Origin of the sequence: Haliea salexigens DSM 19537, from assembly GCF_000423125.1 — a bacterium.
GTDB lineage: Bacteria > Pseudomonadota > Gammaproteobacteria > Pseudomonadales > Halieaceae > Haliea > Haliea salexigens.
Genome location: NZ_AUHJ01000013.1, coordinates 100,957 through 123,493 on the forward strand (window position 1 = coordinate 100,957; position 22,537 = coordinate 123,493).

Annotated in this window: 17 protein-coding genes, 1 tRNA gene and 1 pseudogene; 14 read left to right on the top strand and 5 right to left on the bottom strand. The window is 63.6% G+C overall.

Translation table 11 applies throughout. The features are described 5' to 3' along the window. Positions 1-17 precede the first annotated feature (17 nt). The 6 genes from G533_RS0114840 to hemE all read left to right on the top strand — a co-directional run bounded on the left by G533_RS0114840 (position 18) and on the right by hemE (position 10,993). The gene (locus G533_RS0114840; RefSeq protein ID WP_084639024.1) at positions 18-2,177 is read left to right on the top strand and encodes a type IV pilus secretin PilQ; all 2,160 of its coding nucleotides are present in this window, start codon (positions 18-20) and stop codon (positions 2,175-2,177) included. A 17-nt stretch (positions 2,178-2,194) separates the two neighbouring features. Beyond that, on the top strand, positions 2,195-2,716 hold the full coding sequence (gene aroK, locus G533_RS0114845; RefSeq protein ID WP_084639025.1) for a shikimate kinase AroK: 522 nt from the start codon (positions 2,195-2,197) through the stop codon (positions 2,714-2,716). 68 nt (positions 2,717-2,784) lie between these two features. Beyond that, complete coding sequence (gene aroB / locus G533_RS0114850; protein WP_027950641.1) at positions 2,785-3,885, top strand: 3-dehydroquinate synthase; 1,101 nt, start codon at positions 2,785-2,787, stop codon at positions 3,883-3,885. Between the two features lie 120 nt (positions 3,886-4,005). Then, complete coding sequence (gene gltB, locus G533_RS0114855) at positions 4,006-8,448, top strand: glutamate synthase large subunit (protein WP_027950642.1); 4,443 nt, start codon at positions 4,006-4,008, stop codon at positions 8,446-8,448. A gap of 21 nt (positions 8,449-8,469) precedes the next feature. Next, positions 8,470-9,891: an FAD-dependent oxidoreductase gene (locus G533_RS0114860; RefSeq protein ID WP_027950643.1), complete on the top strand. Its 1,422-nt coding sequence runs from the start codon at positions 8,470-8,472 to the stop codon at positions 9,889-9,891. Between the two features lie 31 nt (positions 9,892-9,922). Continuing rightward, on the top strand, positions 9,923-10,993 hold the full coding sequence (hemE, locus tag G533_RS0114865; RefSeq protein ID WP_027950644.1) for a uroporphyrinogen decarboxylase: 1,071 nt from the start codon (positions 9,923-9,925) through the stop codon (positions 10,991-10,993). A gap of 8 nt (positions 10,994-11,001) precedes the next feature. Here hemE and cysE read toward each other — a convergent pair whose 3' ends face one another. Both cysE and trmB read right to left on the bottom strand, forming a co-directional pair. Further along, positions 11,002-11,844 (bottom strand): serine O-acetyltransferase, encoded by an 843-nt coding sequence (gene cysE / locus G533_RS22210; RefSeq protein ID WP_051230414.1) that lies wholly within the window; start codon positions 11,842-11,844, stop codon positions 11,002-11,004. 28 nt (positions 11,845-11,872) lie between these two features. After that, the gene (gene trmB, locus G533_RS0114875; protein ID WP_027950645.1) at positions 11,873-12,523 is read right to left on the bottom strand and encodes a tRNA (guanine(46)-N(7))-methyltransferase TrmB; all 651 of its coding nucleotides are present in this window, start codon (positions 12,521-12,523) and stop codon (positions 11,873-11,875) included. A 102-nt stretch (positions 12,524-12,625) separates the two neighbouring features. Here trmB and G533_RS0114880 point away from each other — a divergent pair, with 102 nt between their 5' ends. Beyond that, positions 12,626-13,354 (top strand): acyltransferase, encoded by a 729-nt coding sequence (locus G533_RS0114880; protein ID WP_027950646.1) that lies wholly within the window; start codon positions 12,626-12,628, stop codon positions 13,352-13,354. Positions 13,355-13,420: 66 nt separating this feature from the next. On the opposite strand, the gene G533_RS0114885 is transcribed toward G533_RS0114880, so the two are convergent. After that, positions 13,421-14,407 (bottom strand): serine/threonine protein kinase, encoded by a 987-nt coding sequence (locus G533_RS0114885; RefSeq protein WP_035528365.1) that lies wholly within the window; start codon positions 14,405-14,407, stop codon positions 13,421-13,423. 51 nt (positions 14,408-14,458) lie between these two features. Beyond that, positions 14,459-15,178: a ComF family protein gene (locus tag G533_RS0114890; RefSeq protein ID WP_051230416.1), complete on the bottom strand. Its 720-nt coding sequence runs from the start codon at positions 15,176-15,178 to the stop codon at positions 14,459-14,461. A gap of 77 nt (positions 15,179-15,255) precedes the next feature. On the opposite strand from G533_RS0114890, the gene bioB reads away from it, so the two are divergent. The 7 genes from bioB (at position 15,256) to G533_RS0114925 (ending at position 22,180) form a co-directional block, all read left to right on the top strand. Next, positions 15,256-16,290: a biotin synthase BioB gene (gene bioB, locus G533_RS22215; RefSeq protein WP_035528367.1), complete on the top strand. Its 1,035-nt coding sequence runs from the start codon at positions 15,256-15,258 to the stop codon at positions 16,288-16,290. Positions 16,291-16,301: 11 nt separating this feature from the next. Beyond that, positions 16,302-17,471, top strand: coding sequence for an 8-amino-7-oxononanoate synthase (bioF, locus tag G533_RS0114900; RefSeq protein WP_027950649.1), 1,170 nt, complete (start codon positions 16,302-16,304; stop codon positions 17,469-17,471). Beyond that, the gene (gene bioC, locus G533_RS24055) at positions 17,464-19,041 is read left to right on the top strand and encodes a malonyl-ACP O-methyltransferase BioC (protein ID WP_158413425.1); all 1,578 of its coding nucleotides are present in this window, start codon (positions 17,464-17,466) and stop codon (positions 19,039-19,041) included. Before bioF ends, bioC begins: the two co-directional genes overlap by 8 nt. Next, positions 19,038-19,709, top strand: coding sequence for a dethiobiotin synthase (bioD, locus tag G533_RS0114910; protein WP_027950651.1), 672 nt, complete (start codon positions 19,038-19,040; stop codon positions 19,707-19,709). The genes bioC and bioD overlap by 4 nt, the downstream gene beginning before the upstream one ends. A 172-nt stretch (positions 19,710-19,881) precedes the next feature. Continuing rightward, a complete protein-coding gene (locus G533_RS0114915; protein WP_027950652.1) occupies positions 19,882-21,681 on the top strand; it encodes an acyl-CoA dehydrogenase C-terminal domain-containing protein in 1,800 nt (599 codons plus the stop codon). Positions 21,682-21,814: 133 nt separating this feature from the next. After that, positions 21,815-22,021: a DUF3094 family protein gene (locus G533_RS0114920; protein WP_027950653.1), complete on the top strand. Its 207-nt coding sequence runs from the start codon at positions 21,815-21,817 to the stop codon at positions 22,019-22,021. Positions 22,022-22,103: 82 nt separating this feature from the next. Then, a tRNA-Pro gene (locus G533_RS0114925) sits at positions 22,104-22,180 on the top strand. Between the two features lie 55 nt (positions 22,181-22,235). Here the strand turns inward: G533_RS0114925 and G533_RS0114930 are convergent. Continuing rightward, positions 22,236-22,537, bottom strand: a pseudogene (locus tag G533_RS0114930) (IS481 family transposase); the annotation flags it as partial.

Here is a 22,537-nt window from a genome sequence, read left to right on the forward strand (position 1 = left end):
GGCCATTGGTGACAGCCATGTTGAAAAATACAGCAAATTTGGGGAATAGTGCCGTGAAAGAGGGATCTTGCAGACGGAGTTTTGCACTGCAACGGCTGGCAGCATTACTGGTTTTCAGCCTCCTCGGTCAGGCCGTGCTGGCCGCGCCGGCAGTGACGGATATCGAGTTCGCTTCGCGCCCTGGCAGCAAGATCGAGGTGCGGCTGGATTTCGATGAAACGCCGCCTCCCATGGAGGCCTATACCATCGAGAAGCCGGCGCGTATCGCCATCGACTTCCCGGGTACACGCAGTGCCCTGCCGCAGAAAAGCTATTCCCTGCCCTATGGCAACGCCACTGGCGTGGTTGTGCTGGAGTCGGGCGACCGTACGCGTCTGGTATTGAACCTGGTCAAACTGGTGCCCTACGAAACCCGCGTTGAAGGCAATAGCCTGTTCCTGGTGGTGGGCCAGGAAAGCAGCGGTGATTATGTCAAGCCGTCCAGCGATCCCAACGCTCTCACCGCCCGCGTAGAACAGGTCGCGCGCGAGCGCTCATCAATCAACGACCTGCAGTTCCAGCGCGCCGGCGGTGGCGAAGCGCGCCTGACCCTTGAGCTCAGCAACCCGTCGGTGGATGTCAACGTGTTCAGTGAGCGCGGCGATATCCGCGTGCAGTTCCTCGACACCAGCGTGCCGGAACACCTGATGCGCCGCTTTGATGTTACGGATTTCGCCACGCCGGTGACCAGCGTCGACGTCAACAGTGCAGAGCGCGGCGCTACCTTAACCCTGAAAACCACGGGTGAGTTCGATTACCTCGCCTACCAGACCGATAACCAGTACGTTATTGCGGTCAAGCCCCTTACCAAGAAAGAACTGGAAGAGCGCCGCGACGAGTTCACGTATGTCGGAGAGCGTATCTCGCTGAACTTCCAGGACATTGAAGTGCGCGCTGTACTGCAGTTGATTGCCGACTTTACCGAGCTCAACCTCGTGGCGAGCGACACGGTATCCGGCCGCATTACTCTGCGCCTGCAGAACGTGCCCTGGGATCAGGCGCTGGAGCTGGTGCTGCGCACCAAAGGCCTGGACAAGCGTCAGGTGGGGAACGTATTGATGGTGGCACCGGCGGCGGAGATCGCCGAACGTGAGCGCCAGCAAATCGAAGCCAACAAGCAGATTGCCGAACTGGCGCCGCTGCAGAGCGAGTTCATTCGCATTCGCTATGCGAGTGCGGCGAGTGTGGTGAGCCTGTTTGAAGCGGGTTCGGAAGACGGCGGTACGCTGATCTCCCCGCGTGGCTCGGTGATTGTGGAGCCCCGCACCAATTCCCTGATCGTGACGGAAACCGCTTCCAAACTGGCGGAAATCCGCGACCTTATCGACCTCGTGGACATTCCGATCCGCCAGGTAATGATTGAGGCGCGTATTGTTATCGCCCAGTCCGACCTGGAACAGGAGTTGGGCATCGAATGGGGCGGCGGCTTTGTCGACTCGGACGTGAACGGCAATGCAGTGTCGATCTCCGGCGACACCGCCAACGTGGCGGCGATCAATCAGTCGGTCATTGATGGCACGGCCAGCAGCGTCAATTTCCCCGGCGCCCTGATGGTCGACCTGGGTGTTGCCTCCAAGGCGGGTGGTTTCGCCATTGGGTTCACCAGTGAGGATCTGTTTCTGACCGCCGAGTTGTCGGCTCTGGAAGCGGCAGGCAATGGCGAGGTGGTGTCCCAGCCGAAGGTGATTACCGGCGACAAGCAAAAGGCGATCATCAAGTCAGGTTCCGAAATTCCCTATCAGGAAGGCTCGCTCAGCGGCCAGAACACCACCTCCTTCAAGGAAGCGGTGCTGCAGCTCGACGTGACGCCGAACATCACTCCCGATGATCGTATCCTGCTCGACCTGATCATCACCCAGGATTCACTGGGCGACCTGGTACCGAGTGGTCAGGGCGGCTTTATTCCCTCCATTGATACCACCGAGCTGACCACACAGGTGCTGGTGGGCAACGGCGAAACGGTCGTGCTGGGCGGTGTGTTCCGCACCGAAGACATCGAGTCGGTGACCAAAGTGCCGTTCTTTGGCGATATTCCCTACGTGGGCCGCCTGTTCCGCAATGAGTCCAACTCCAAGACCAAGACGGAAACGCTGATCTTCATCACCCCGCGTATTCTCGCCGACAGTCTGCTGGACTAGGGCGCGCTTCACGTCTCATGCCGGATTTGCACCGCGTCTTTCTGGTCGGCCCCATGGGGGCCGGCAAAAGCACCATCGGCAAGTACCTCGCACGCCAGCTGGGTCTGGCGTTTGCGGACACGGACACCGAAATCGAGCATCGCACCGGCGCGGATATCCCCTGGATCTTCGACGTAGAGGGTGAGTCCGGTTTCCGCGACCGCGAGCAGCAGGTGGTGGAGGAAATGACGCAGATGGACGACATCGTCCTGGCCACCGGCGGCGGCGTTATCATTCGGCCGGAAAACCGGGATGCCTTGGGCAAGCGCGGTTTCGTGATCTATCTGCACGCCACAGTCGAAGAGCAGACCCGTCGCACGCGCAACGACCGCAAGCGTCCCCTGTTGCAGACCGGCAACCCGGCCACCGTGCTGCGCGAGCTGTTTGCGGTACGCGACCCCCTGTATCGCGAAATTGCCGACTATGTCATTGATACTGACGGTTGCAGCCCGCGCACCGTCGCCCAGCGCCTGATGGAGGCGCTCTCCCCCGAGCACTAAAGACAGGGCGGGGATCGCAAGGCTAGAATAGCGGTTCTTTGCTCTGGAGTTCCCCCGTGTCTGTCATCATGCATACCGTCCATGTCGATCTGGCTGAGCGCAGCTATCCGGTCTACATCGGCCGCGACTTGTTTGCCGACCCACAGCTGCTGCTCGGGCACTTGCGCGGGCGCGAGGTGGCTATCGTCAGCAATGTCACGGTGGCGCCACTGTATGTGCAGCGCTTGCGTGCGGCCCTGGGCGAGGGTCGCCGCATCACGGAGATCATCCTGCCTGACGGCGAACAGCACAAGACACTGGCAACCTTCGAGCACATTCTGGAACGCCTGCTGGCGGATCGCCACAGCCGCAGCACCACCCTCATTGCCCTGGGCGGTGGGGTGGTGGGTGATATCACGGGCTTCGCGGCAGCCTGCTACCAGCGTGGCGTCGAGTTCATTCAGGTGCCGACAACACTGCTCGCCCAGGTGGATTCTTCCGTGGGCGGCAAGACGGCCGTCAATCACCCGCTGGGCAAGAACATGATCGGCGCTTTCCACCAGCCGCGTGCCGTCCTGATTGACACCAACAGTCTGCATACGCTGCCCCTGCGCGAACTGTCCGCGGGGCTCGCGGAGGTGATAAAATACGGCCTGATCTGCGACGCGGAGTTCTACGCCTGGTTGCTGCAGGCGATGCCGCGGCTGCTCGCCCGTGATGACAGCACACTGGCGGAGGCCATAGAGCGAAGCTGCGCGCTGAAGGCCAGTGTGGTCGCGGCCGATGAGCGTGAGGGCGGGGTGCGCGCAATACTGAACCTCGGGCATACCTTCGGCCACGCCATTGAAACCGCGCAGGGTTATGGCAATTGGCTGCACGGGGAGGCGGTGGCGGTGGGCATGCTGCTGGCGCTGCGCCTGTCGGTCGCCCGTGGCTGGGTGGCCGCGGAAGAAGTGGCACGGCTGGAGTCCTTGCTGCGCGCCGCGCAGCTGCCACTGGATGTGCCTGCGGGCATGTCCCCGGCCATGTTCATCGACCTTATGGGGCGCGACAAGAAAGTCGTGGACGGCCAGTTGCGCCTGGTGCTGCTGCGTTCCATCGGCGAGGCCTGCATTGTGGCCGATGTGAAAACGCAGGAGCTTGAGGACTTGCTGGCTGCCGCCGCAGCCCGCGCGGAGAGCGCCTGTTAGGGCGGTTTGTTCCACGCTGCCCAACTGTGTAAAATGACCTCCCCCTTTCGCCCGAGTGCTGCCGAGGCACGGGGCGTGTCGGTGTAACCGTTTGTTTTCATTACCTATTCTGGACACAGTATGAGTGCAGGCTTGTTTAGCCCTGAAGAATTCCGCGACAACTGTGGCTTCGGCCTGATCGTCCACAGTGCGGGCGATGCCAGCCACCGTCTGTTGCAGACCGCCATCGAGTCGCTGACATGCATGACGCACCGCGGCGGTATTGCGGCGGACGGCAAAACCGGTGACGGCTGTGGCCTGTTGTTGCAGATGCCCGTGCCTTTCATGCGCACCCTGGCGCGCGAGGCCTTTGGCGCAGAGCTGGACGAGCCTTTTGGTGTCGGGCAGATATTCCTCAATCTGGATGAAGCCCGCGCTTCCGCCGCACGCGCCGCCATGGAGCAGGCGCTTGTCGATCAGGGGTTGACGGTTGTCGGCTGGCGCGAAGTACCCACGGACAGCAGCGTGTGTGGCGAAATCGCCCTGGCCACCCTGCCGCGCATTGAACAGATCTTCTTCAGCGCGCCTGGCCTCACAGCGGATGAGCTGTCCACCCGCCTGTTTGTGGCGCGGCGCAAAGCCGAGATGGCCAACGAGAGCGACCCCGATTTCTACATCTGCAGCCTCTCGGGGCGTGTGATCGCCTACAAGGGCCTGGTGATGCCGGTGGACCTGCCGCGCTTCTACCACGACCTGGACGATGAGCGCCTGGAAACCGCGATCTGCGTGTTCCACCAGCGTTTCTCCACCAACACCATGCCCCGCTGGCCGCTGGCGCAACCTTTCCGCCTGTTGGCTCACAACGGCGAGATCAACACCATCGACGGCAACCGCAACTGGGCCGAGGCGCGAACTGCCCTCTTCCAGACCGACCGCTTGCCCAATATCAGTGATATTGCGCCGCTGGTGAACCGCACCGGCTCCGATTCCTCCAGCCTCGACAACATGCTCGACGTGCTGCTGACCGGCGGTGTGGATATGCCGCGTGCCCTGCGCATGCTGATTCCCCCGGCGTGGCAGAACATGGAGGACATGGACCCGGACCTGCGTGCCTTCTACGAATACCACTCCATGCACATGGAGCCCTGGGACGGCCCCGCCGGCATCGTGCTCACCGACGGGCGCTACGCTGTCTGCCTGCTGGACCGGAATGGCCTGCGCCCGGCGCGCTGGGTCAAGACCAAGGATGGCTTCATCACCCTGGCATCCGAAGTGGGCACCCACGGCTACCGCAGCGAGGACGTGATCGCCAAGGGGCGTGTCGGCCCCGGCCAGATTCTCATGGTGGATACCCAAACCGGCGAGATGCTGCACACCGCGGATATCGACAACCGCTTGAAGAGCCGTCATCCCTATAAGCGCTGGCTGAAGGAAAACTCCTACCATGTAGAGGGAACCTTTGGCGGTGAGCAGGCGCCCGGTATTGAGCCAGACATGCTCATGCCCTACCAGAAGATGTTCCAAGTGACGTTTGAGGAGCGCGACCAGGTGTTGCGCCCGCTGGCGGAGTCTGGCAATGAAGCGGTGGGCTCCATGGGCGACGATACGCCCATGGCCGTGCTCTCGCGCCATGAACGGCCCCTGTACGACTTCTTCCGGCAGAAGTTTGCCCAGGTGACGAACCCCGCGATCGATCCGTTGCGCGAGGCCATCGTGATGTCGCTGGAAACCGATCTCGGCGCAGAAAAGAACGTGTTCCACGAGGGTCCGGAACACGCCGACCGCGTGATCTTGAGCTCGCCGGTCCTGTCCCAGGGCAAGTTCAATACGCTGCTGACAATGAATCGGCCCGGCTTCGAAGTGTGCGACATCGATGGCACCTACGACCCCGCCGAGATGGATTTGCAGCAGGCGCTGGCCCGGCTTGTGGATACCGCGGAACAGGCGGTGCGCAAGGGCGCCACCATTCTGATTATCTCCGACCGCTCGATCGCGCGTGAGCGCCTGCCGATTCACAGCCTGATGGCGACCGGCGCCGTGCACCACCACCTCATTGGCCAGGGCCTGCGCTGTGATGCGAACCTGGTGATTGAAACCGCGAGTGCCCGTGACTCCCATCAGGTGGCGTGTCTGCTCGGGTTTGGCGCAACGGCCATCTATCCCTATCTCGCCTACAGCGTGCTCGAGGATCTGATCCGCGATGGTGAACTGCTGGGCGAACCGAGCACCTGCTACAAGAACTACCGCAAGGGCATCAACAAGGGTCTGCTCAAGATCATGTCCAAAATGGGCATTTCCGCGGTCAGCTCCTACCGCGGCGCGCAGTTGTTCGAGGCCGTTGGGCTCGCGCGTGAAGTGGTGGATACCGCCTTCTGCGGCGTGGCCTCGCGCATAGAAGGCGCCGGCTTCGCGGAACTGGAAGGTGACCAGCAACGTCTGGCAAAAGTGGCCTGGAACCCGCGCAAGCCGCTGCAACAGGGCGGCCTGCTGAAGTATGTGCACGGGCAGGAATACCACGCCTTCAACCCCGATGTGGTCACTACCCTGCAACAGGCGGTCGCCACGGGGGACTACGCGATCTATCAACGCTACGCCGAGCTGGTCAACTCACGCCCGGTGGCAACCATTCGCGACCTGCTGCAACCGGTGCTGGCGGCTACACCGCTGGGGCTCGATGATGTCGAGCCCATCACGGCCATTTTACCGCGCTTCGATTCCGCCGGCATGTCGCTGGGGGCACTGAGCCCTGAAGCGCACGAGGCGCTGGCTGCGGCGATGAACCGGCTGGGTGCGCGTTCCAACTCGGGCGAAGGCGGTGAAGACCCCGCCCGCTACGGCACTGAGCGCAGCTCGAAGATCAAGCAGATCGCCTCGGGCCGTTTTGGCGTTACCCCGCATTACCTGGTGAACGCCGAGGTACTGCAGATCAAGGTGGCGCAGGGCGCCAAGCCCGGTGAAGGCGGGCAGCTGCCCGGCGGTAAAGTGAACGAGCTGATTGCACGCCTGCGCTATTCGGTGCCGGGCGTGACGCTCATTTCTCCCCCGCCGCACCACGATATCTATTCGATCGAGGATCTGGCGCAGCTGATTTTTGACCTCAAGCAGGTTAACCCGAAGGCGCTGGTGTCGGTGAAGCTGGTGTCCGAGCCGGGTGTGGGGACCATCGCGGCGGGCGTTGCCAAGGCCTATGCGGACCTGATCACCATCAGTGGCTACGATGGCGGTACCGCTGCCAGCCCACTCACCTCCATCCGCTATGCCGGTTCGCCCTGGGAGCTTGGCCTGGCCGAGGTGCAGCAGACCCTGCGCGGCAATGGGCTGCGCGGTGTCATTCGTCTGCAGACCGACGGCGGCCTGAAAACCGGGCTGGATGTGGTCAAGGCGGCGATACTGGGAGCCGAGAGCTTCGGTTTCGGCACGGGCCCCATGGTGGCGCTGGGGTGTAAATACCTGCGCATCTGTCACCTCAACAACTGTGCTACCGGTGTTGCCACGCAGAACGAAAAGCTGCGCCAAGACCACTTCAACGGCACCATAGAAATGGTCACCCATTTCTTCACTTTCATCGCCATGGAAACGCGCGAGTGGCTGGCGCGCCTGGGTGTGCCATCCCTGGAGGCCCTGATCGGGCGTACCGACCTGCTGGAACGGCTGCCCGGCGATACGCCGAAGCAGGCGCGCCTGAACCTGGGCCCCATACTGCACAAGGATGGCAGCTCCGAGGGGCTGCCCGAGTACTGCCAGGTGGTTGCCAACTACCCGTTCGACCGCGCGGAGAAAGCCGAGGCCATGGTGGCTGCGGCCCTGCCCGCGATCGAATCACGCAGCGGCGGCGAGTATGAATTTGCCCTGACCAACTGCGACCGCTCCATCGGCGCGCGGCTTTCGGGTGAAATTGCCCAGCGCTACGGCAACAACGGCATGGAAGATGCTCCGATTGTGCTGCGTCTGACCGGCACGGCCGGGCAGAGTTTTGGCGTGTGGAACGCGGGCGGCTTGCACATGTATCTGGAGGGTGACTGCAACGACTATGTGGGCAAGGGCATGGCCGGCGGCAAGCTGGTGGTCTACCCCGCACGCGATGCCAATTTTCGTTCTCAGGACACGGTGATTATCGGCAACACCTGTCTCTACGGCGCCACCGGTGGCAGGCTGTATGCCGCTGGCATCGCCGGCGAGCGTTTTGCCGTGCGCAACAGCGGCGCACAGGCGGTTGTGGAAGGAGCGGGCGACCACTGTTGCGAATACATGACAGGCGGCACGGTGACCGTGCTGGGCCCTACGGGCGTGAACTTCGGTGCCGGCATGACGGGTGGTTTTGCCTACGTGCTGGACCAGGACCGCTCCTTTATCGACAAGTACAACAGTGAACTGGTGGATATCCACCGGGTCAATTCCGAGTACATGGAGCCTTACCGCAATCACCTGCGCACCACGATACGTGAGTTCGCGCAGGAAACCGGGTCGGCCTGGGGTGCGGAATTGCTGGATAACTTTGAGGATTACGTGGGCAAGTTCTGGCTGGTCAAGCCAAAGGCGGCGGATTTCAACCAGCTGCTTTCACGTCTGCGTAACACCGACTAGGCGCCGGGAGGCGAAAGCGTTATGAGCAAGCGTTTGTCGAATGACTTCCAGTTTATCGACGTGGGCCGCACGGACCCGAACAAGAAAAGCGTGGAGACACGCAAGACAGAGTACGTCGAGATCTATGAATCCTTCACGGCGGACCGTGCGGCCGAGCAGTCGCACCGGTGTCTGGAGTGCGGCAACCCCTACTGCGAATGGAAGTGTCCGGTACACAACTTCATCCCCAACTGGCTCAAGCTGGTCAGTGAGGGCAACCTGTTCGAGGCGGCGGAACTCAGCCACCAGACCAACACGCTGCCTGAGGTGTGTGGGCGCGTGTGCCCACAGGATCGGCTCTGCGAGGGCGCCTGCACGCTGAACGATGGCTACGGAGCGGTGACTATCGGCTCCTCCGAGAAATACATCACCGACACGGCGCTCGCCATGGGCTGGCGCCCGGACATGTCCAAGGTGGTGCCCACTGGCAAGAAAGTGGCGATCATCGGTGCGGGCCCTGCGGGCCTGGGCTGTGCTGACGTGCTGACCCGTGCCGGCGTCACGCCCGTGGTGTTTGACCGCTACCCGGAAATCGGTGGCCTGCTGACCTTCGGTATTCCGGAGTTCAAGCTGGAGAAAGACGTGATGGTGCGCCGTCGCGAGGTGTTCGAGGGCATGGGTATCGAGTTCCGGTTGAACACCGAGGTGGGCCGCGACATCAGTGTGGCTGAGCTGATGGAAGAGTACGACGCTGTATTCCTCGGTATGGGTACCTACAAGGCGATGCAGGGCCGCTTCCCGGGCGAAAACCTGCCCGGCGTACACAAGGCGCTGCCCTACCTGATCGGCAACGTGAATCACAACCGGGGCTATGAGCAGGATCCGGCGGACTACGTGAACCTCAAGGGCAAGCGCGTGGTGGTGCTCGGCGGCGGCGACACCGCCATGGATTGTGTGCGTACGGCCGTGCGCCAGCAGGCGGAGCACGTGATTTGCGCCTACCGTCGTGACGAAGTGAACATGCCAGGTTCCCGCAAGGAAGTGGCCAATGCCCGCGAAGAAGGTGTGGAGTTCCTGTTCAATCGCCAGCCGGTCGAGATTGTCGAGTATTTCGGCCGCGCCTGCGGTGTCAAGATGGTGCAAACCGAGCTCGGCGAGCCGGATGCCGGTGGCCGCCGTCGGCCTCAGCCTGTGCCCGGCAGCGAGAAAGTGCTGGAAGCGGATGCGGTCATCATTGCTTTTGGCTTCCAGCCCGATCCGCCCGCCTGGCTGCGCGAGCTGGGTGTACAGGTCAATGAATGGGAGGGCGTGGTGGCCCCGGAGGAGCAGGAGTACCGCTTCCAGACCACCAACCCCAAGGTATTTGCCGGTGGTGACATGGTGCGCGGTTCCGATCTGGTGGTTACCGCTATCTGGGAAGGACGTCAGGCCGCCGAGGGCATTCTGGATTTTCTCGAGGTCTGAACCTGGCCGCTAATCTGCACACGGAGACCCTGTGACCGAACTGAAGAACGACCGCTTCCTGCGCGCCCTGCAACGCCAGCCCGTCGACCGCACCCCGGTGTGGATGATGCGCCAGGCCGGGCGCTATCTCCCTGAGTACCGCGCCACCCGCGAACAGGCGGGCTCCTTTCTTGACCTGTGCAAGAACGCCGAACTGGCCTGTGAGGTCACCCTGCAGCCGCTGCGTCGCTACCCGATGGATGCGGCAATTCTGTTCAGCGACATTCTCACCGTGCCCGACGCGCTGGGCCTGGGCCTCTACTTCGAAGAAGGCGAAGGCCCCAAGTTCCGCAAGACGGTGCGTAGCGAAGCGGACCTCGCCGGGCTCAAGGCGATCAAGGCGGCGGATGACCTGGGCTATGTCATGAATGCGGTGCGCACCATTCGCCGTGAGCTGAACGGCAGCGTGCCGCTGATCGGCTTTTCCGGCAGCCCCTGGACGCTGGCGACCTACATGGTGGAGGGCGGCTCCTCCAAGGATTTCGCCCGGGTGAAGGCCATGGCCTATGACCAGCCTGAACTCATGCACCAGTTGCTGGCGCTGCTGGCCGATGCAGTGGCCGATTACCTGACCGAGCAAGTGCATGCCGGCGCCCAGGCGCTGCAGATATTCGACACCTGGGGTGGTTCCCTGAGTGCTGCCGGCTACAAGGAATTTTCACTGAAGTACATGCAGCGCGTTATCAGCCGCCTGCCTACCGAGGCCGATGGGCGCAAAGTGCCGGTGATCCTCTTCACCAAGGGGGGTGGCCAGTGGCTGCCCGCCATCGCCGATGCCGGCGCGCAGGCGGTGGGAATCGACTGGACCACGGACATCGGCGCAGCGCGCGCGCAGGTGGGTGATCGGGTTGCCCTGCAGGGCAATATGGACCCCTCCATGCTATATGCCTCGCCAGCGCGTATCCGCGAGGAGGTGGCGAGCATACTGTCGGGTTATGGCCACGGCCCCGGCCATGTGTTCAACCTGGGTCACGGCATCACGCCGGGTGTGAACCCGGATCACGTCACTGCCTTTGTGGATGCGGTGCAGGAGTTCTCGCCCCAGTACCACCACAACGACTGAGGGCGGCGTCAGCGCTGGCGTTGCGCCTGTGCTGCGTCTTCGCAGGCGATTTCCTGCTCGGGGTCGCAGCAGAAGCTGTGATCCATCTCCAGCGCGGGTGACTGTGATGCCGGCTTGCCCACCACTTTGGCCGGCACGCCCGCCACGGTGGTATGCGGCGGCACTTCGTCCAACACCACGCTGCCGGCTCCCACTTTGGCCCCGTCGCCGACCCGGATATTGCCCAGAATTTTCGCCCCGGCACTGATCAGCACACCGTTGCCGATTTTCGGATGCCGGTCACCGTGTTCCTTGCCCGTGCCCCCCAGCGTGACCGACTGCAGAATCGACACGTCGTCGCCGACCACCGCGGTCTCTCCAATCACCAGGCCGGTGGCGTGGTCGAGCATGATGCCTTTGCCGAGTGTGGCGGCCGGGTGAATGTCCACCGCAAATTCCACTGCCACCCGGTTCTGGAAAAACAGCGCCAGGGAGTGGCGCCCGCGCTGCCATAACCAGTGGCCCACGCGGTGGGTTTGCAGGGCGTGAAAGCCTTTGAAGTACAGGAAGGGTATGTAGATTTCCTGACAGGCCGAGTCACGCTCCTCGACCGCGAGCAAGTCGGCGCGAATGGCCTTGCGCAGGCTGGCATCGTCCTTGAGTGCTTCGAGAATCACCTCGCGCAGCAACAGGGAGGACACGGTTGGACTGTCCAGCTGGGTGGCCAGGTGGAAGCTCAGTGCACACTCCAGGTTGTTGTGGTTGAGAATGGTGGCGTGCAGATAGCTGGCGAGTATCGGTTCTTCCGCCGCATGCTGCTGCGTTTCGCGCACTATCCGGTCCCAGACTGGATCGGCTTTCCTGATGGGCATGTCAGTTCCTCGTTTCCGGGCGCATACTTTAGCGTATCCGCCCCTGATACCGCCACAAGGCGTGGCCGCTGGCCCGGTACTTGTCTTCAAAGCGCGTCAGGGGCGGGGCCTCGGGCACCGCCTGCACACAGCCCCGAACCCCGGCGAGGTGCATCGCCACACCGAATTCCTCCACATAAAGCGGCCAGTTGGAGCGCAGTTCCACACTGCCGCCCAGCGCCAGCAGGTCAGCAAAGCCGGGGTGGCCGTGGATGCGCCGCTGCAGGTGGCGTGCCTTGGGCCAGGGGTTGGGGTACAGCAGGTAGTGATAATCGACGCGGTGCCCGGCGCGGACCAGTTCCCGCCACAGCGGCTCACACTCGGCCTGTAGCAACACATACTGCCGATTCTCGCCCTGATGCAGTGCCAGCCGATGGGCTGAGCGGTCGATACCGATCACCAGATGCTGCGGATGTGCGGTGGCCAGCTGCGCCGTGCTCATGCCCGTGCCACAAAAAGAGTCCAACACCAGTGGCCTCGGTTCGCTCGCCAGGTGCTCTGCCAGCGCATCCCACGCCGCCTTGTTGTGGGGCGCCAGTGGGCTCTGGCTGGGCCGTTCGAGGTGCCGGCGCACGGTCTGGGCCAGCCGTGGGTGCAGCCCCTGCTGGTTGCTCCTGACCGGGCGGGATGAAGCTTGCACGCGGGGTCTGCTCCTGTAACAGTGAGGCGGGCGCTTGAGTTGCGCCGGCGGGGTTGCCATCATAAATCGCACTGGCACGACGACCAAACAGGGAATTGCACCATGCACCAGGACCTTCGTCCGTACTGGCTGAAACAACTCTACCTGCGCTACCGGCGCTGGTATGCGGAGTATTTCCTGCGCCCGCGCTGCACCGAGTTGGGGGCGCATCACACCATCATGAAGCCCTGGTACGTGCATATTTCCGGCGCCAACATTCGAATCGGGCGCTGTTTCACTGCGATTGGCGAACCCATGCACCGTGTGCAGATCGGCGTCTGGGGCCGCGAGGCCGGGCAGGGTCGCATTCAGATCGGTGATTGTGTGCTGATGAGCCCCGGAGCCCGCCTCAGTGCCAGTGACGAAATCGTGCTTGGCGATGGCGTGATGATGGCCAACGGGTCCTACATCACGGACTCGGACTGGCACACGCTGTACGACCGCACGGCGCGCGCCCCGGAACCCACCCCGGTACACATTGGTGACAACGTCTGGCTGGGTGACCACGCCACCGTACTCAAGGGCGTCACCATTGGCGCCAACAGTGTGGTGGCCGCGCAGGCGGTGGTGACCCGCGATGTGCCGGCGAATGTGGTGGTAGCCGGGAACCCGGCGCGGGTGGTGAAGGAGCTGGACCCGGACCGGGGCTTCACCACGCGTATGGACCTGTTTGCCGACCCGGCGGGCGCGGAGGCGTTCTTCGATGCCGTTGACCGCGAAGTGCTGCGCGAGAATTCGCTGCTGCGCTGGCTGTGGTCGGTGGTTTATCCCGCCGGAGCGCCGCGGAGTTAGTGTATTCCGCGTGCCCGCACCTGGCCGGCCACACCTAGCCGGCCGCACCCCTCAGTTGGCATTGCGCTAAAGGAGGCGCAGGGGCTCTTCCTGCAGCGCCGCGAGCTGTTCGCGCAGCTCCAGCACGTGGCTTGCCCAGTAGCGCTCGGTGTTGAACCAGGTGAAGCTGCGCGGGAACGCGGGGTCGCTCCAGCGGCGGGCCAGCCAGGCGGCGTAGTTGACCAGCCGCAGGGTGCGCAGGGCTTCTACCCAGCGCAGCTGGCGCGGTGCGAAATCACCGAATTCGTTGTAACCCTCTATCAGCTCGGCTAGCTGCAGCTCGCGTTCATGACGCTCGCCGCTCAGGCACATCCACAGGTCTTGCACCGCCGGTGCCATGCAACAGTCGTCCAGGTCGACGAAGTGAGCGCAGTCGTCGCGCCAGAGGATGTTGCCGATGTGGCAGTCGCCGTGCACGCGTATCAGGTCTTCGTCCTGCACCTCGCCGTACAGCGGCAGAACCACCGCCAGCAGGTCGCGGGTGAGGCTGTCGTAGGCCGGTTGCAGGTCGCGGGGAATAAAGTGCTCCAGCAGGTAGCCGCGGTTGTGCGTGAGCATATTCTCGACGCTCAGCGTGGGGCGGTACTGAAAGCGCGCGCTGGCGCCCACTGTGTGGATGCGGCCCAGAGTGCGGCCCAGTACCAGCAGGCTGTCCATGTTATCCAGTTCCGGCGGGTAGCCGCCGCGGCGCGGAAAGAGCGCAAAGCGAAAGCCCTCGTGCCGGTGCAGGCTGTTGCCGGAGGCGTCAACCAGTGGTGCGACCACGGAGATTTCCGCGTCCTGTAACTCCAGGCTGAAGGCGTGTTCCTCCAGAATCTGCTCATCCGTCCAGCGCCCCGGCCGGTAGAACTTGGCAATCAGTGGTTGTGCGTCCTCAATGCCAACCTGATAGACGCGGTTCTCATAGCTGTTCAGCGCCAGCAGGCGCGCGTCGCAGAGGTAGCCGGCAGACTCGACGGCATCGATAACACAGTCGGGTGACAGTCGATCGTAGGGGTGTTCGGCAGGGCTCATCAGGGTGCTCCAGGCTGCCACCGCGGCCAGCGGTGCGACGCGCGCAGTGTATCAGGTCGCCGGAGGCGGGGTGCGAGCCAGACACCAGAGTTGCACATCCGCTGCGCCGGCGCGCTTCAGCAACCTGGCGATGGCTTCGGCGGTGGCCCCGGTGGTCATCACATCATCGATCACCGCAATGCGCTGCCCTTTTACAGAGGCCCCCAGAGCAAACGCACCGCGCAAATTGTGCGCGCGTTGGTGTGCAGTGAGGGTGGATTGAGCGGGCGCTGCGCGCGTTCGGCACAGCACTCGCGAAGGTAGCGGCAGTGGCTGCAGGTTGGGGTCGCGGTCCTGCAGTGCCATCGCCAACAGCGTCGCCTGGTTGAAACCGCGGCCCAGCAGCCGGCGCCAGTGAATGGGTACGGGCAGCAGCAAATCGCGGTCCCGCGGCGGTTCCACTGTGGACAGCCAGAGTTCTGCCAGCAAACCGCTCAGGTGCCGTTGCCGCTGGAATTTCCAGCGGGCAATGATGTAGCCGATGTGCGGCTCGTACAGGAAGGGCGCGATAACCCGGTCCAGGGCCGGTGGGCGTTGTATGCAGGCTGCGCACAACCCCGCATTGCCGTCCGGCAGCGGCAGCGCACAGCAGCGACAGCACGTGTGGTTTTCCACCAGCTGCGCGGCGCAACAGGCGCACAGAGGCAGGTGGCTGGCGCTCGGCAGCCGGCATAACAGGCAAAGCTGTGGAAACAGCCCGTCCAGCAGCTGGCGGCCCCACCTGTTAACCAAAGGGTGCGCCCCAGGTTGACAGCGCGCCGCCGCAGCTTATCATGTCATGATCTTGTTTCTTGCCATGGATATCCGTCATGAATGCTCCTGCTACCGCGCCCGCCACCCTTCGCCATGACTGGAGCCGCGGAGAAATCGAGGCGCTGCTGGCGCTGCCTTTCAACGACCTGCTGTTTCGTGCGCACAGCGTGCACCGAGCCTATTTTGACCCGAACGAAGTGCAGGTGAGCACGCTGCTTTCCATCAAAACCGGCGCCTGCCCCGAGGATTGCGCCTACTGCCCGCAGAGCAACCGTTACGACACCGGGCTGGAAGCGGAAAAGCTGATGGAGGTGGACAAAGTACTGGCGCAGGCGCAGGCGGCGAAGTCCAGCGGTGCGACGCGGTTCTGTATGGGTGCCGCCTGGCGCTCGCCCAAGGCGCGTGACATGCCCTATGTGGTGGCCATGGTCAAAGGGGTGCGCGAACTGGGCCTGGAGAGCTGCATGACCCTTGGCATGCTCACCGAAGCGCAAGCGAAGGAGCTGGCCGAGGCCGGTCTCGATTACTACAACCACAACCTCGACACCTCTCCTGAGTATTACGGGGAAGTCATCACCACACGTACCTACAGTGATCGGCTCGATACCCTCGGCCACGTGCGCGAGGCCGGTATGAAAGTGTGCAGCGGCGGCATTGTGGGCATGGGCGAGTCGCAGCGCGACCGCGCCGGCCTGCTGCAGCAGCTGGCCAACCTGCCCGAGCACCCCGAAAGCGTGCCCATCAACATGCTGGTGCGGGTAGAGGGGACGCCGCTGGCGGATGAGGCAGACCTGGATCCCTTTGATTTTATTCGCACCATTGCGGTGGCGCGCATTCTCATGCCCGCGTCTCACGTGCGCCTGTCCGCCGGGCGCGAGTCAATGAACGAGCAGATGCACGCACTGGCCTACTTTGCCGGCGCCAACTCCATCTTCTACGGTGAGAAGCTGCTCACCACGCCCAACCCTCAGGCGAATGCCGACATGGCGCTGTTCCAGCGTCTGGGCATTCGCCCGGAGCAGCGCGAGGTGGACAGCGCTCCCGCAGTGCCGACGCCCCAGTTCTACGACGCAGCCGCGGTGGCGCACTAGCCGCCGACGCCGTGAAGGAGGCCTTTCCGCAGCGTCTCCGGGCGGTGCTGGAAGCGCGCCGTGCGGCCGGACTGTATCGCCAGTGCCTGACTCTGGAGTCGGCGCAGGGGCCGGCGGTGCGGCTGGCCGGCCGCGAGTACATCAATTTCTGCAGCAACGACTACCTCGGCCTGGCCGCCCACCCCAGGGTGATTGCCAGCTTGCGCGCTGCCGCCGAGCGCTGGGGGGTGGGCAGCGGGGCATCGCACCTGGTGTGTGGCCACAGCGGCCCGCACCGCGAACTGGAAGAGGCCCTCGCCGCGTTTACCGGCAGGCCTCGGGCCCTGTTGTTCTCCAGCGGCTACGCCGCGAATACCGGCGTGCTGCAGGCCCTGCTGCAGCCCGGCGATACCGTACTCCAGGACCGGTTGAACCATGCATCCCTGCTGGACGGTGGCTTGCACAGCGGCGCACGGCTGCGCCGTTTCGCACACAACGACTGCGCCGACCTGGCGCGCAAACTCGGCGCGGCCCCCGGGCCAGCATTGGTTGCCGTTGACGGTGTGTTCAGCATGGACGGCGACACAGCACCGCTGGCAGAGCTGGCAGCCACCTGCGCCAGCCATCAGGCCTGGCTGATGGTCGATGATGCCCACGGCTTCGGTGTACACGGCGCCAGCGGCGCCGGCAGCCTGCAGGCGGCAGGGTTGACCGAGCGCGATGTGCCGGTGCTGATGGCAACCCTGGGCAAAGCACTGGGTACCTCCGGTGCGTTTGTGGCGGGCAGCGAACTGCTTATCGAGGCACTGATCCAGTCCACACGGAACTACATCTACACCACCGCAATGCCACCCGCACTGGCGGCGGCGAGCCTTACCGCTTTGCAACTGCTTGGTGAGGAAGCCTGGCGGCGCACACACCTCGAGCAGCTGATCGACCTGTTTCGCCGCGGCGCCGCGCACAGTGGTTTGCCGCTGATGGCGTCATCCAGTGCGATCCAGCCGCTGCTGGTGGGTGACCCGGAACGCGCTATGCGTCTCAGCCAGCGCCTGCGTGAACGGGGCTTCCTGATCAGTGCCATTCGCCCGCCCACGGTGCCCACCGGCACCTCGCGCCTGCGCATTACACTCACTGCGGCGCACTCCCCGGAGCAGGTCACCGCCCTGCTGGACGCGCTGGCGGAGTGCTGGCCAGGTGCCTGACGTAGCCGTCACAGCCGAGTACTTGCGCGCGAATCAGCCCTCACCTGTAGACCTGGTGCTGCTGCACGGCTGGGCGGGCAGCAGTGATTGCTGGCGCCCGTTGCTCGGTGCCCTGCGTGTCTGGGCGAACGTGACCTTGATTGACTGGCGCCCGGTTGCCTCGGTGCACGAGGTGGTGGACCAAGTACTGGCCCTTGCGCCATCGCGGGCCGTATACGTCGGCTGGTCGCTGGGCGGGCAGCTGGCGGCAGCGCTGGCAACGCAGGCGCCGCAGCGCGTAAGCGGGCTGGTCACCGTGGCCAGTAACCCGCGGTTCAGCGCCGAGGGCAGCTGGCCGGGTGTGGCGCCCGCAGAGCTGGCGAGTTTTCAGCACGGTCTGGCGCGCAATCCTGCACGTACGTTACGTCGTTTCATCACACTGCAGTGCCAGGGGCATGCCGAAGAGCGTGCACTGGCGCGTCAACTGGCCGCGCAGGGTGCCGATTGGTCCACGCCGGCGCTGGCTGCCGGCTTGCAGTGGTTGGCGGAGCTGGATATGCGCAGCGTGCTGCCCGCGCTGAGCTGCCCGCAGCAGCACTTGCTTGCCGCCGCGGATGCGCTGGTGCCTGAAGGCCTCGGTGAGAGCCTGCGTGAGCTGTTGGCGGGAACGGCAGCAGCCTCCGTAGAGACCTTGACGGGTACGTGCCACGCGCTGCCCCTTGCGGCGCCGGTTGCGCTGGCAACAGCCCTGCACCGTATTGTTGCGTGCGATGCCCCCGCCACCGAAGCCACGGTGGCAGCCCAGCAGGCGCCCGTGAGCAAGCAGGCGATTGCCCAATCCTTCAGCCGCGCCGCGCCGCGCTATGATAGCGTTGCGGCCCTGCAACGTGATGTTGGTGAGCGCTTGCTTCGTCTGTACCCTCCGGTGGGCAAGCCCCCCGCCACAGTGCTGGACCTCGGCTGTGGTACAGGCTATTTCCAGCCGCAGCTGGCCGCGCGCTATCCGGAGGCAGGTTATATTGGTCTGGACCTCGCCCAGGGCATGCTCTCCTGGGCGCGTACCCAGCACCCCGAGGGCACCGCCTGGGTCGCCGGGGACGCCGAAGCCTTGCCCCTGGCAGCGGGTTCCATAGACCTTGTGTTCAGCAGCCTGGCTTTCCAGTGGTGCTACCGCCCGGACCTGCTGTTTGCCGAATTGGCCCGGGTACTGGCTGCCGGCGGGCGGTGCTTTTTCAGCTCCCTCGGCCCGGCGACCCTGCACGAGTTGCGAGACGCCTGGGCGGCGGCGGACGGCGGTCAGCATGTGAATGACTTTCTGCCGCCGGCAGTGCTGCAGGCCGCCGCCGATGCCACACCCGGCGTGCGTCTCACGCTGCACAGCGAGCGCATCGTGCTGCGCTATGACAAGGCGACGGACCTCCTCCACGAGCTGAAAACCCTCGGTGCGCACAATATGAACAGCAAGCGCCCGTCCGGCCTGACTGGCCGCCAGCGCCTTGCGGCCATGGTGCGGGCCTACGAAACATGGCGCGCGCCCAGCGGGCTGCCCGCCACCTATGACGTGATCTACGGGACACTGGAGAAGCCATGAGCCGCAGGTATTTTGTGACCGGCACCGACACCGAAGTGGGCAAGACGGCGGTCAGTTGCGCGCTGCTGCACGCGGCCGGGGCGTTGGGGCTGCGCACAGCCGCCGTCAAGCCCGTGGCAGCGGGCTGCGACGCGCAGGGGCACAATGAGGATGCGCTTGCCTTGCAGGCGGCCATGAACATCTCCCTGCCCTACGAGCAGGTCAATCCGGTGGCCCTGCAGCCCGCGATTGCGCCGCACATCGCTGCGGCACGGGTGGGCAAGCGGCTGCAGGTGGAGCGCCTGGCCGGTCTCTGTCGCGGTGTCTTTGCCAGCGGGGCGGACCTGGTGCTGGTGGAAGGTGCCGGCGGCTGGCGCGTGCCACTGGGCCCGCGCGAAACCCTGGCGGACCTCGCCGTGGCACTGGGAAGTGATGTGATCCTGGTGGTGGGTATGCGTCTCGGCTGTATCAACCACGCCCTGCTCACCGCCGAAGCCATCCGCGCCGATGGCCTGCGTCTGGCGGGCTGGGTGGCTAATCAGCCCGGCGAGCGCATGTCTTGCCACGAGGAAAATGTGGACACATTGCGTCAACTGTTGCCGGCGCCCCTGCTGGGTGAGCTCCCCCATCTGTCGCCCTTCGATCCTGAGGTTGCGGCCCAACATATTGATATAAAAGCACTTTTATAAGCTCCGGGCTGTGTCCGGCGGCCTCCTCTCAGCACCAGTTACCAGTATAGGCTGTCCACTCGCCACTGTGCGCTGCTTGGCAAATTCTGTAAAAGATATTTGACTTCGGTTGTAATTCGCGCAAAATGTGAGCACCGAAAACATGGGTCCAACTGCATTGCGAGGTAACAGCATGCCGCAGTACAAAGCGCCGCTCCGGGATATCCGGTTTGTGATGAACGAATTGCTTGAATCCGAGGCTCTGTACAAGCGCCTGCCCGGCTATGAAGAGGCCACGCAGGAGCTGATGGACGCTATCGTGGAAGAAGGCGCCAAGTTCGCTGAGAACGTGTTGTCACCGCTTAACGAGCCGGGTGATGAGGAAGGTTGCAGCTGGAAGGATGGCGTTGTCACCACGCCCAAGGGTTTCCCCGAGGCCTACCAGCAATTCGTGGCCAACGGCTGGCCAGCGTTGTCTGCCGACACCGCTTACGGCGGTCAGGGTATGCCCGATTTGCTGGGCATTGTCGCCAACGAACTGGCAGGCACCGCCAACTGGTCGTGGTTGATGTACCCCGGGCTCAGCCACGGTGCCATCAAAACGATCGAAGAGCACGGCGACGAGGCGCAGAAGCAAAAGTACCTGACGCGACTGGTCGAAGGCGGCTGGACCGGCACCATGTGCCTCACCGAGGCTCATTGCGGCAGCGACCTGGGCCTGCTGCGCACCAAGGCCGAGCCGCAGGCAGATGGCAGCTACGCCATCTCCGGCACCAAAATCTTTATCAGTGCCGGTGAGCACGATATGGCCGAGAATATCGTGCACATCGTGCTGGCGCGCCTCCCCGACGCGCCCGAGGGCACCAAGGGTATTTCCCTGTTTATCGTGCCCAAGTTCAACGTGAACGACGACGGCAGCCTGGGTGAGCGCAATGGTGTGCACTGCGCCTCCATCGAAAAGAAGATGGGGATCAAGGCCTCCGCGACCTGTGTGCTGAACTTCGATGGTGCTACCGGTTACCTGATAGGCCCGCCCAACCGCGGCCTGAACGCCATGTTCACCTTCATGAACACCGCGCGGATAGGCACTGCAATCCAGGGCCTGGCGCACGGCGAGCTTTCCTACCAGGGCGCGCTGGCCTATGCGCGCGACCGTCTGGCCATGCGCAGCCTCACCGGCCCGAAAAACCCGGATGGCCCCGCGGACCCCATCATCGTGCACCCCGACGTGCGCCGCATGCTGCTGACGCAGAAAGCGCTTGTGGAAGGCAGCCGCGCGTTGCTGTATTTCCTTTCCCAGCAGGGTGATATCGTGCACACCGGCAGTGAGAACGACGCCAAGGCCGCCGATGAGCTGCTGGCGCTGCTGACACCCATCGCCAAGGCCTTCGTCACCGAAACCGGTTTTGAAGCTGCCAACCTGGGTGTGCAAGTGTACGGGGGCCACGGCTTCATCAAGGAGTGGGGCATGGAGCAGATTGTGCGCGACGCGCGCATTGCCATGCTGTACGAAGGCACCACCGGCATTCAGGCGCTCGACCTGATTGGCCGCAAGGTGCTCGGTTCCGGCGGCAAACTGCTGATGGGCTTCACCGAAATCATCGGTGCCTTCTGCGACGCCAACACCGATGCGGCGGATGAGCAGTTCACCAGTGTCCTCAAGGCCTACAAGGACGAGTGGCTGGAGCTCTCGCTGAAGATTGGCGAGAAAGCGATGCAGAATCCGGACGAAGCCGGGGCTGCGGCGGTCGACTACCTGATGTACAGCGGCTACGTCACCCTGGCGTACTTCTGGGCGCGTATGGCGGTGCTGTCGCGGCAGAAAATCGCCGCCGCCGAGGGTGATACCGCCTTCTACGAGGCGAAGGTGATGACGGCGCGATTCTACTTTGACCGTTTGCTGCCGCGCACGCTCGCGCACAAGCAGGCACTGCTCTCCGGCGCTGAAAACCTGATGGATATGCCGGACGCGCTGTTTGACGTAGCGGGCTGACCCTGAACCGGCGGTTGGCCCGCGCGTTCTACCGCGGGCCACCGCTCGCCCTGATCTGGTCGAGACCATGGCAGACAGGTGACATTTCCGCGGCATGCGGGGAGAATATGGAACCTGCTTCCGGGAGGATGTGATGTCCGATCAAAATGCCCAAACAGATAACGCGCCTCGCCTGTATCCCGAAGATCAGGCGAAGGTGGACGAATTCGTCACCCGCGGCGTCAATTCGGTGGAACGCAAGCCGTTCAAGCCCATCAGGCTACTGTTTTTGCTGATGGTGGTGGTAGTCGGCTTCAGCCTGATGAGCCAGCTTATTGCCAAGTGGGCGGGGATCTACTGAAGTTAAGCGAGCAGGCCCGGCGCAAGTGAGAGGCCCTTGGTTCCCGCACGGGGCTCTGGTATATTTGCGCTCCTCAAAAACTCGGTGTGTAGCGCAGCCTGGTAGCGCACTTCCTTCGGGAGGAAGGGGTCGGAGGTTCGAATCCTCTCACACCGACCATTTGCAGAAGGTCTGTACCGGAGACATCCTTTACAGATTATACCGGGCACATGGTTTACAGTTCCGGTACAAACGGATTGGTGGCGGGTTCAACCCGCCCCACATCCTCGTCAAAGAATCCTAGATCATAATCCATAAAGCTGGGGTCCGGCCTTCCGGCAAGCCAGATCTCGTCAGCGATCTCTCTAATCCCTACATACTGGCCCGCAAACACGGTACTGAAGTTCACCTTGCGGCTGCCTATGCATATCCGCCCACACTGGGTGACCTGGATCGTACGGTCATGAAACGGGTACTCAGGCGGTTCCGGGTGGAAGTATTCTCGGGCTGAGGGTGTATACACTTCAGCAGGATACC

What these genes read in the sequence shown, in the direction of transcription:
- bioB (WP_035528367.1), top strand. Translation starts at nt 15,256, where the DNA reads ATGAATGCTCCTGCTACCGCGCCCGCCACCCTTCGCCATGACTGGAGC.
- aroB (WP_027950641.1), top strand. Translation starts at nt 2,785, where the DNA reads ATGCATACCGTCCATGTCGATCTGGCTGAGCGCAGCTATCCGGTCTAC.
- gltB (WP_027950642.1), top strand. Translation starts at nt 4,006, where the DNA reads ATGAGTGCAGGCTTGTTTAGCCCTGAAGAATTCCGCGACAACTGTGGC.
- aroK (WP_084639025.1), top strand. Translation starts at nt 2,195, where the DNA reads ATGCCGGATTTGCACCGCGTCTTTCTGGTCGGCCCCATGGGGGCCGGC.
- G533_RS0114915 (WP_027950652.1), top strand. Translation starts at nt 19,882, where the DNA reads ATGCCGCAGTACAAAGCGCCGCTCCGGGATATCCGGTTTGTGATGAAC.
- cysE (WP_051230414.1), bottom strand. Translation starts at nt 11,844, where the DNA reads ATGCCCATCAGGAAAGCCGATCCAGTCTGGGACCGGATAGTGCGCGAA.
- bioD (WP_027950651.1), top strand. Translation starts at nt 19,038, where the DNA reads ATGAGCCGCAGGTATTTTGTGACCGGCACCGACACCGAAGTGGGCAAG.
- G533_RS0114860 (WP_027950643.1), top strand. Translation starts at nt 8,470, where the DNA reads ATGAGCAAGCGTTTGTCGAATGACTTCCAGTTTATCGACGTGGGCCGC.
- G533_RS0114840 (WP_084639024.1), top strand. Translation starts at nt 18, where the DNA reads ATGTTGAAAAATACAGCAAATTTGGGGAATAGTGCCGTGAAAGAGGGA.
- G533_RS0114885 (WP_035528365.1), bottom strand. Translation starts at nt 14,407, where the DNA reads ATGAGCCCTGCCGAACACCCCTACGATCGACTGTCACCCGACTGTGTT.
- G533_RS0114880 (WP_027950646.1), top strand. Translation starts at nt 12,626, where the DNA reads ATGCACCAGGACCTTCGTCCGTACTGGCTGAAACAACTCTACCTGCGC.
- G533_RS0114920 (WP_027950653.1), top strand. Translation starts at nt 21,815, where the DNA reads ATGTCCGATCAAAATGCCCAAACAGATAACGCGCCTCGCCTGTATCCC.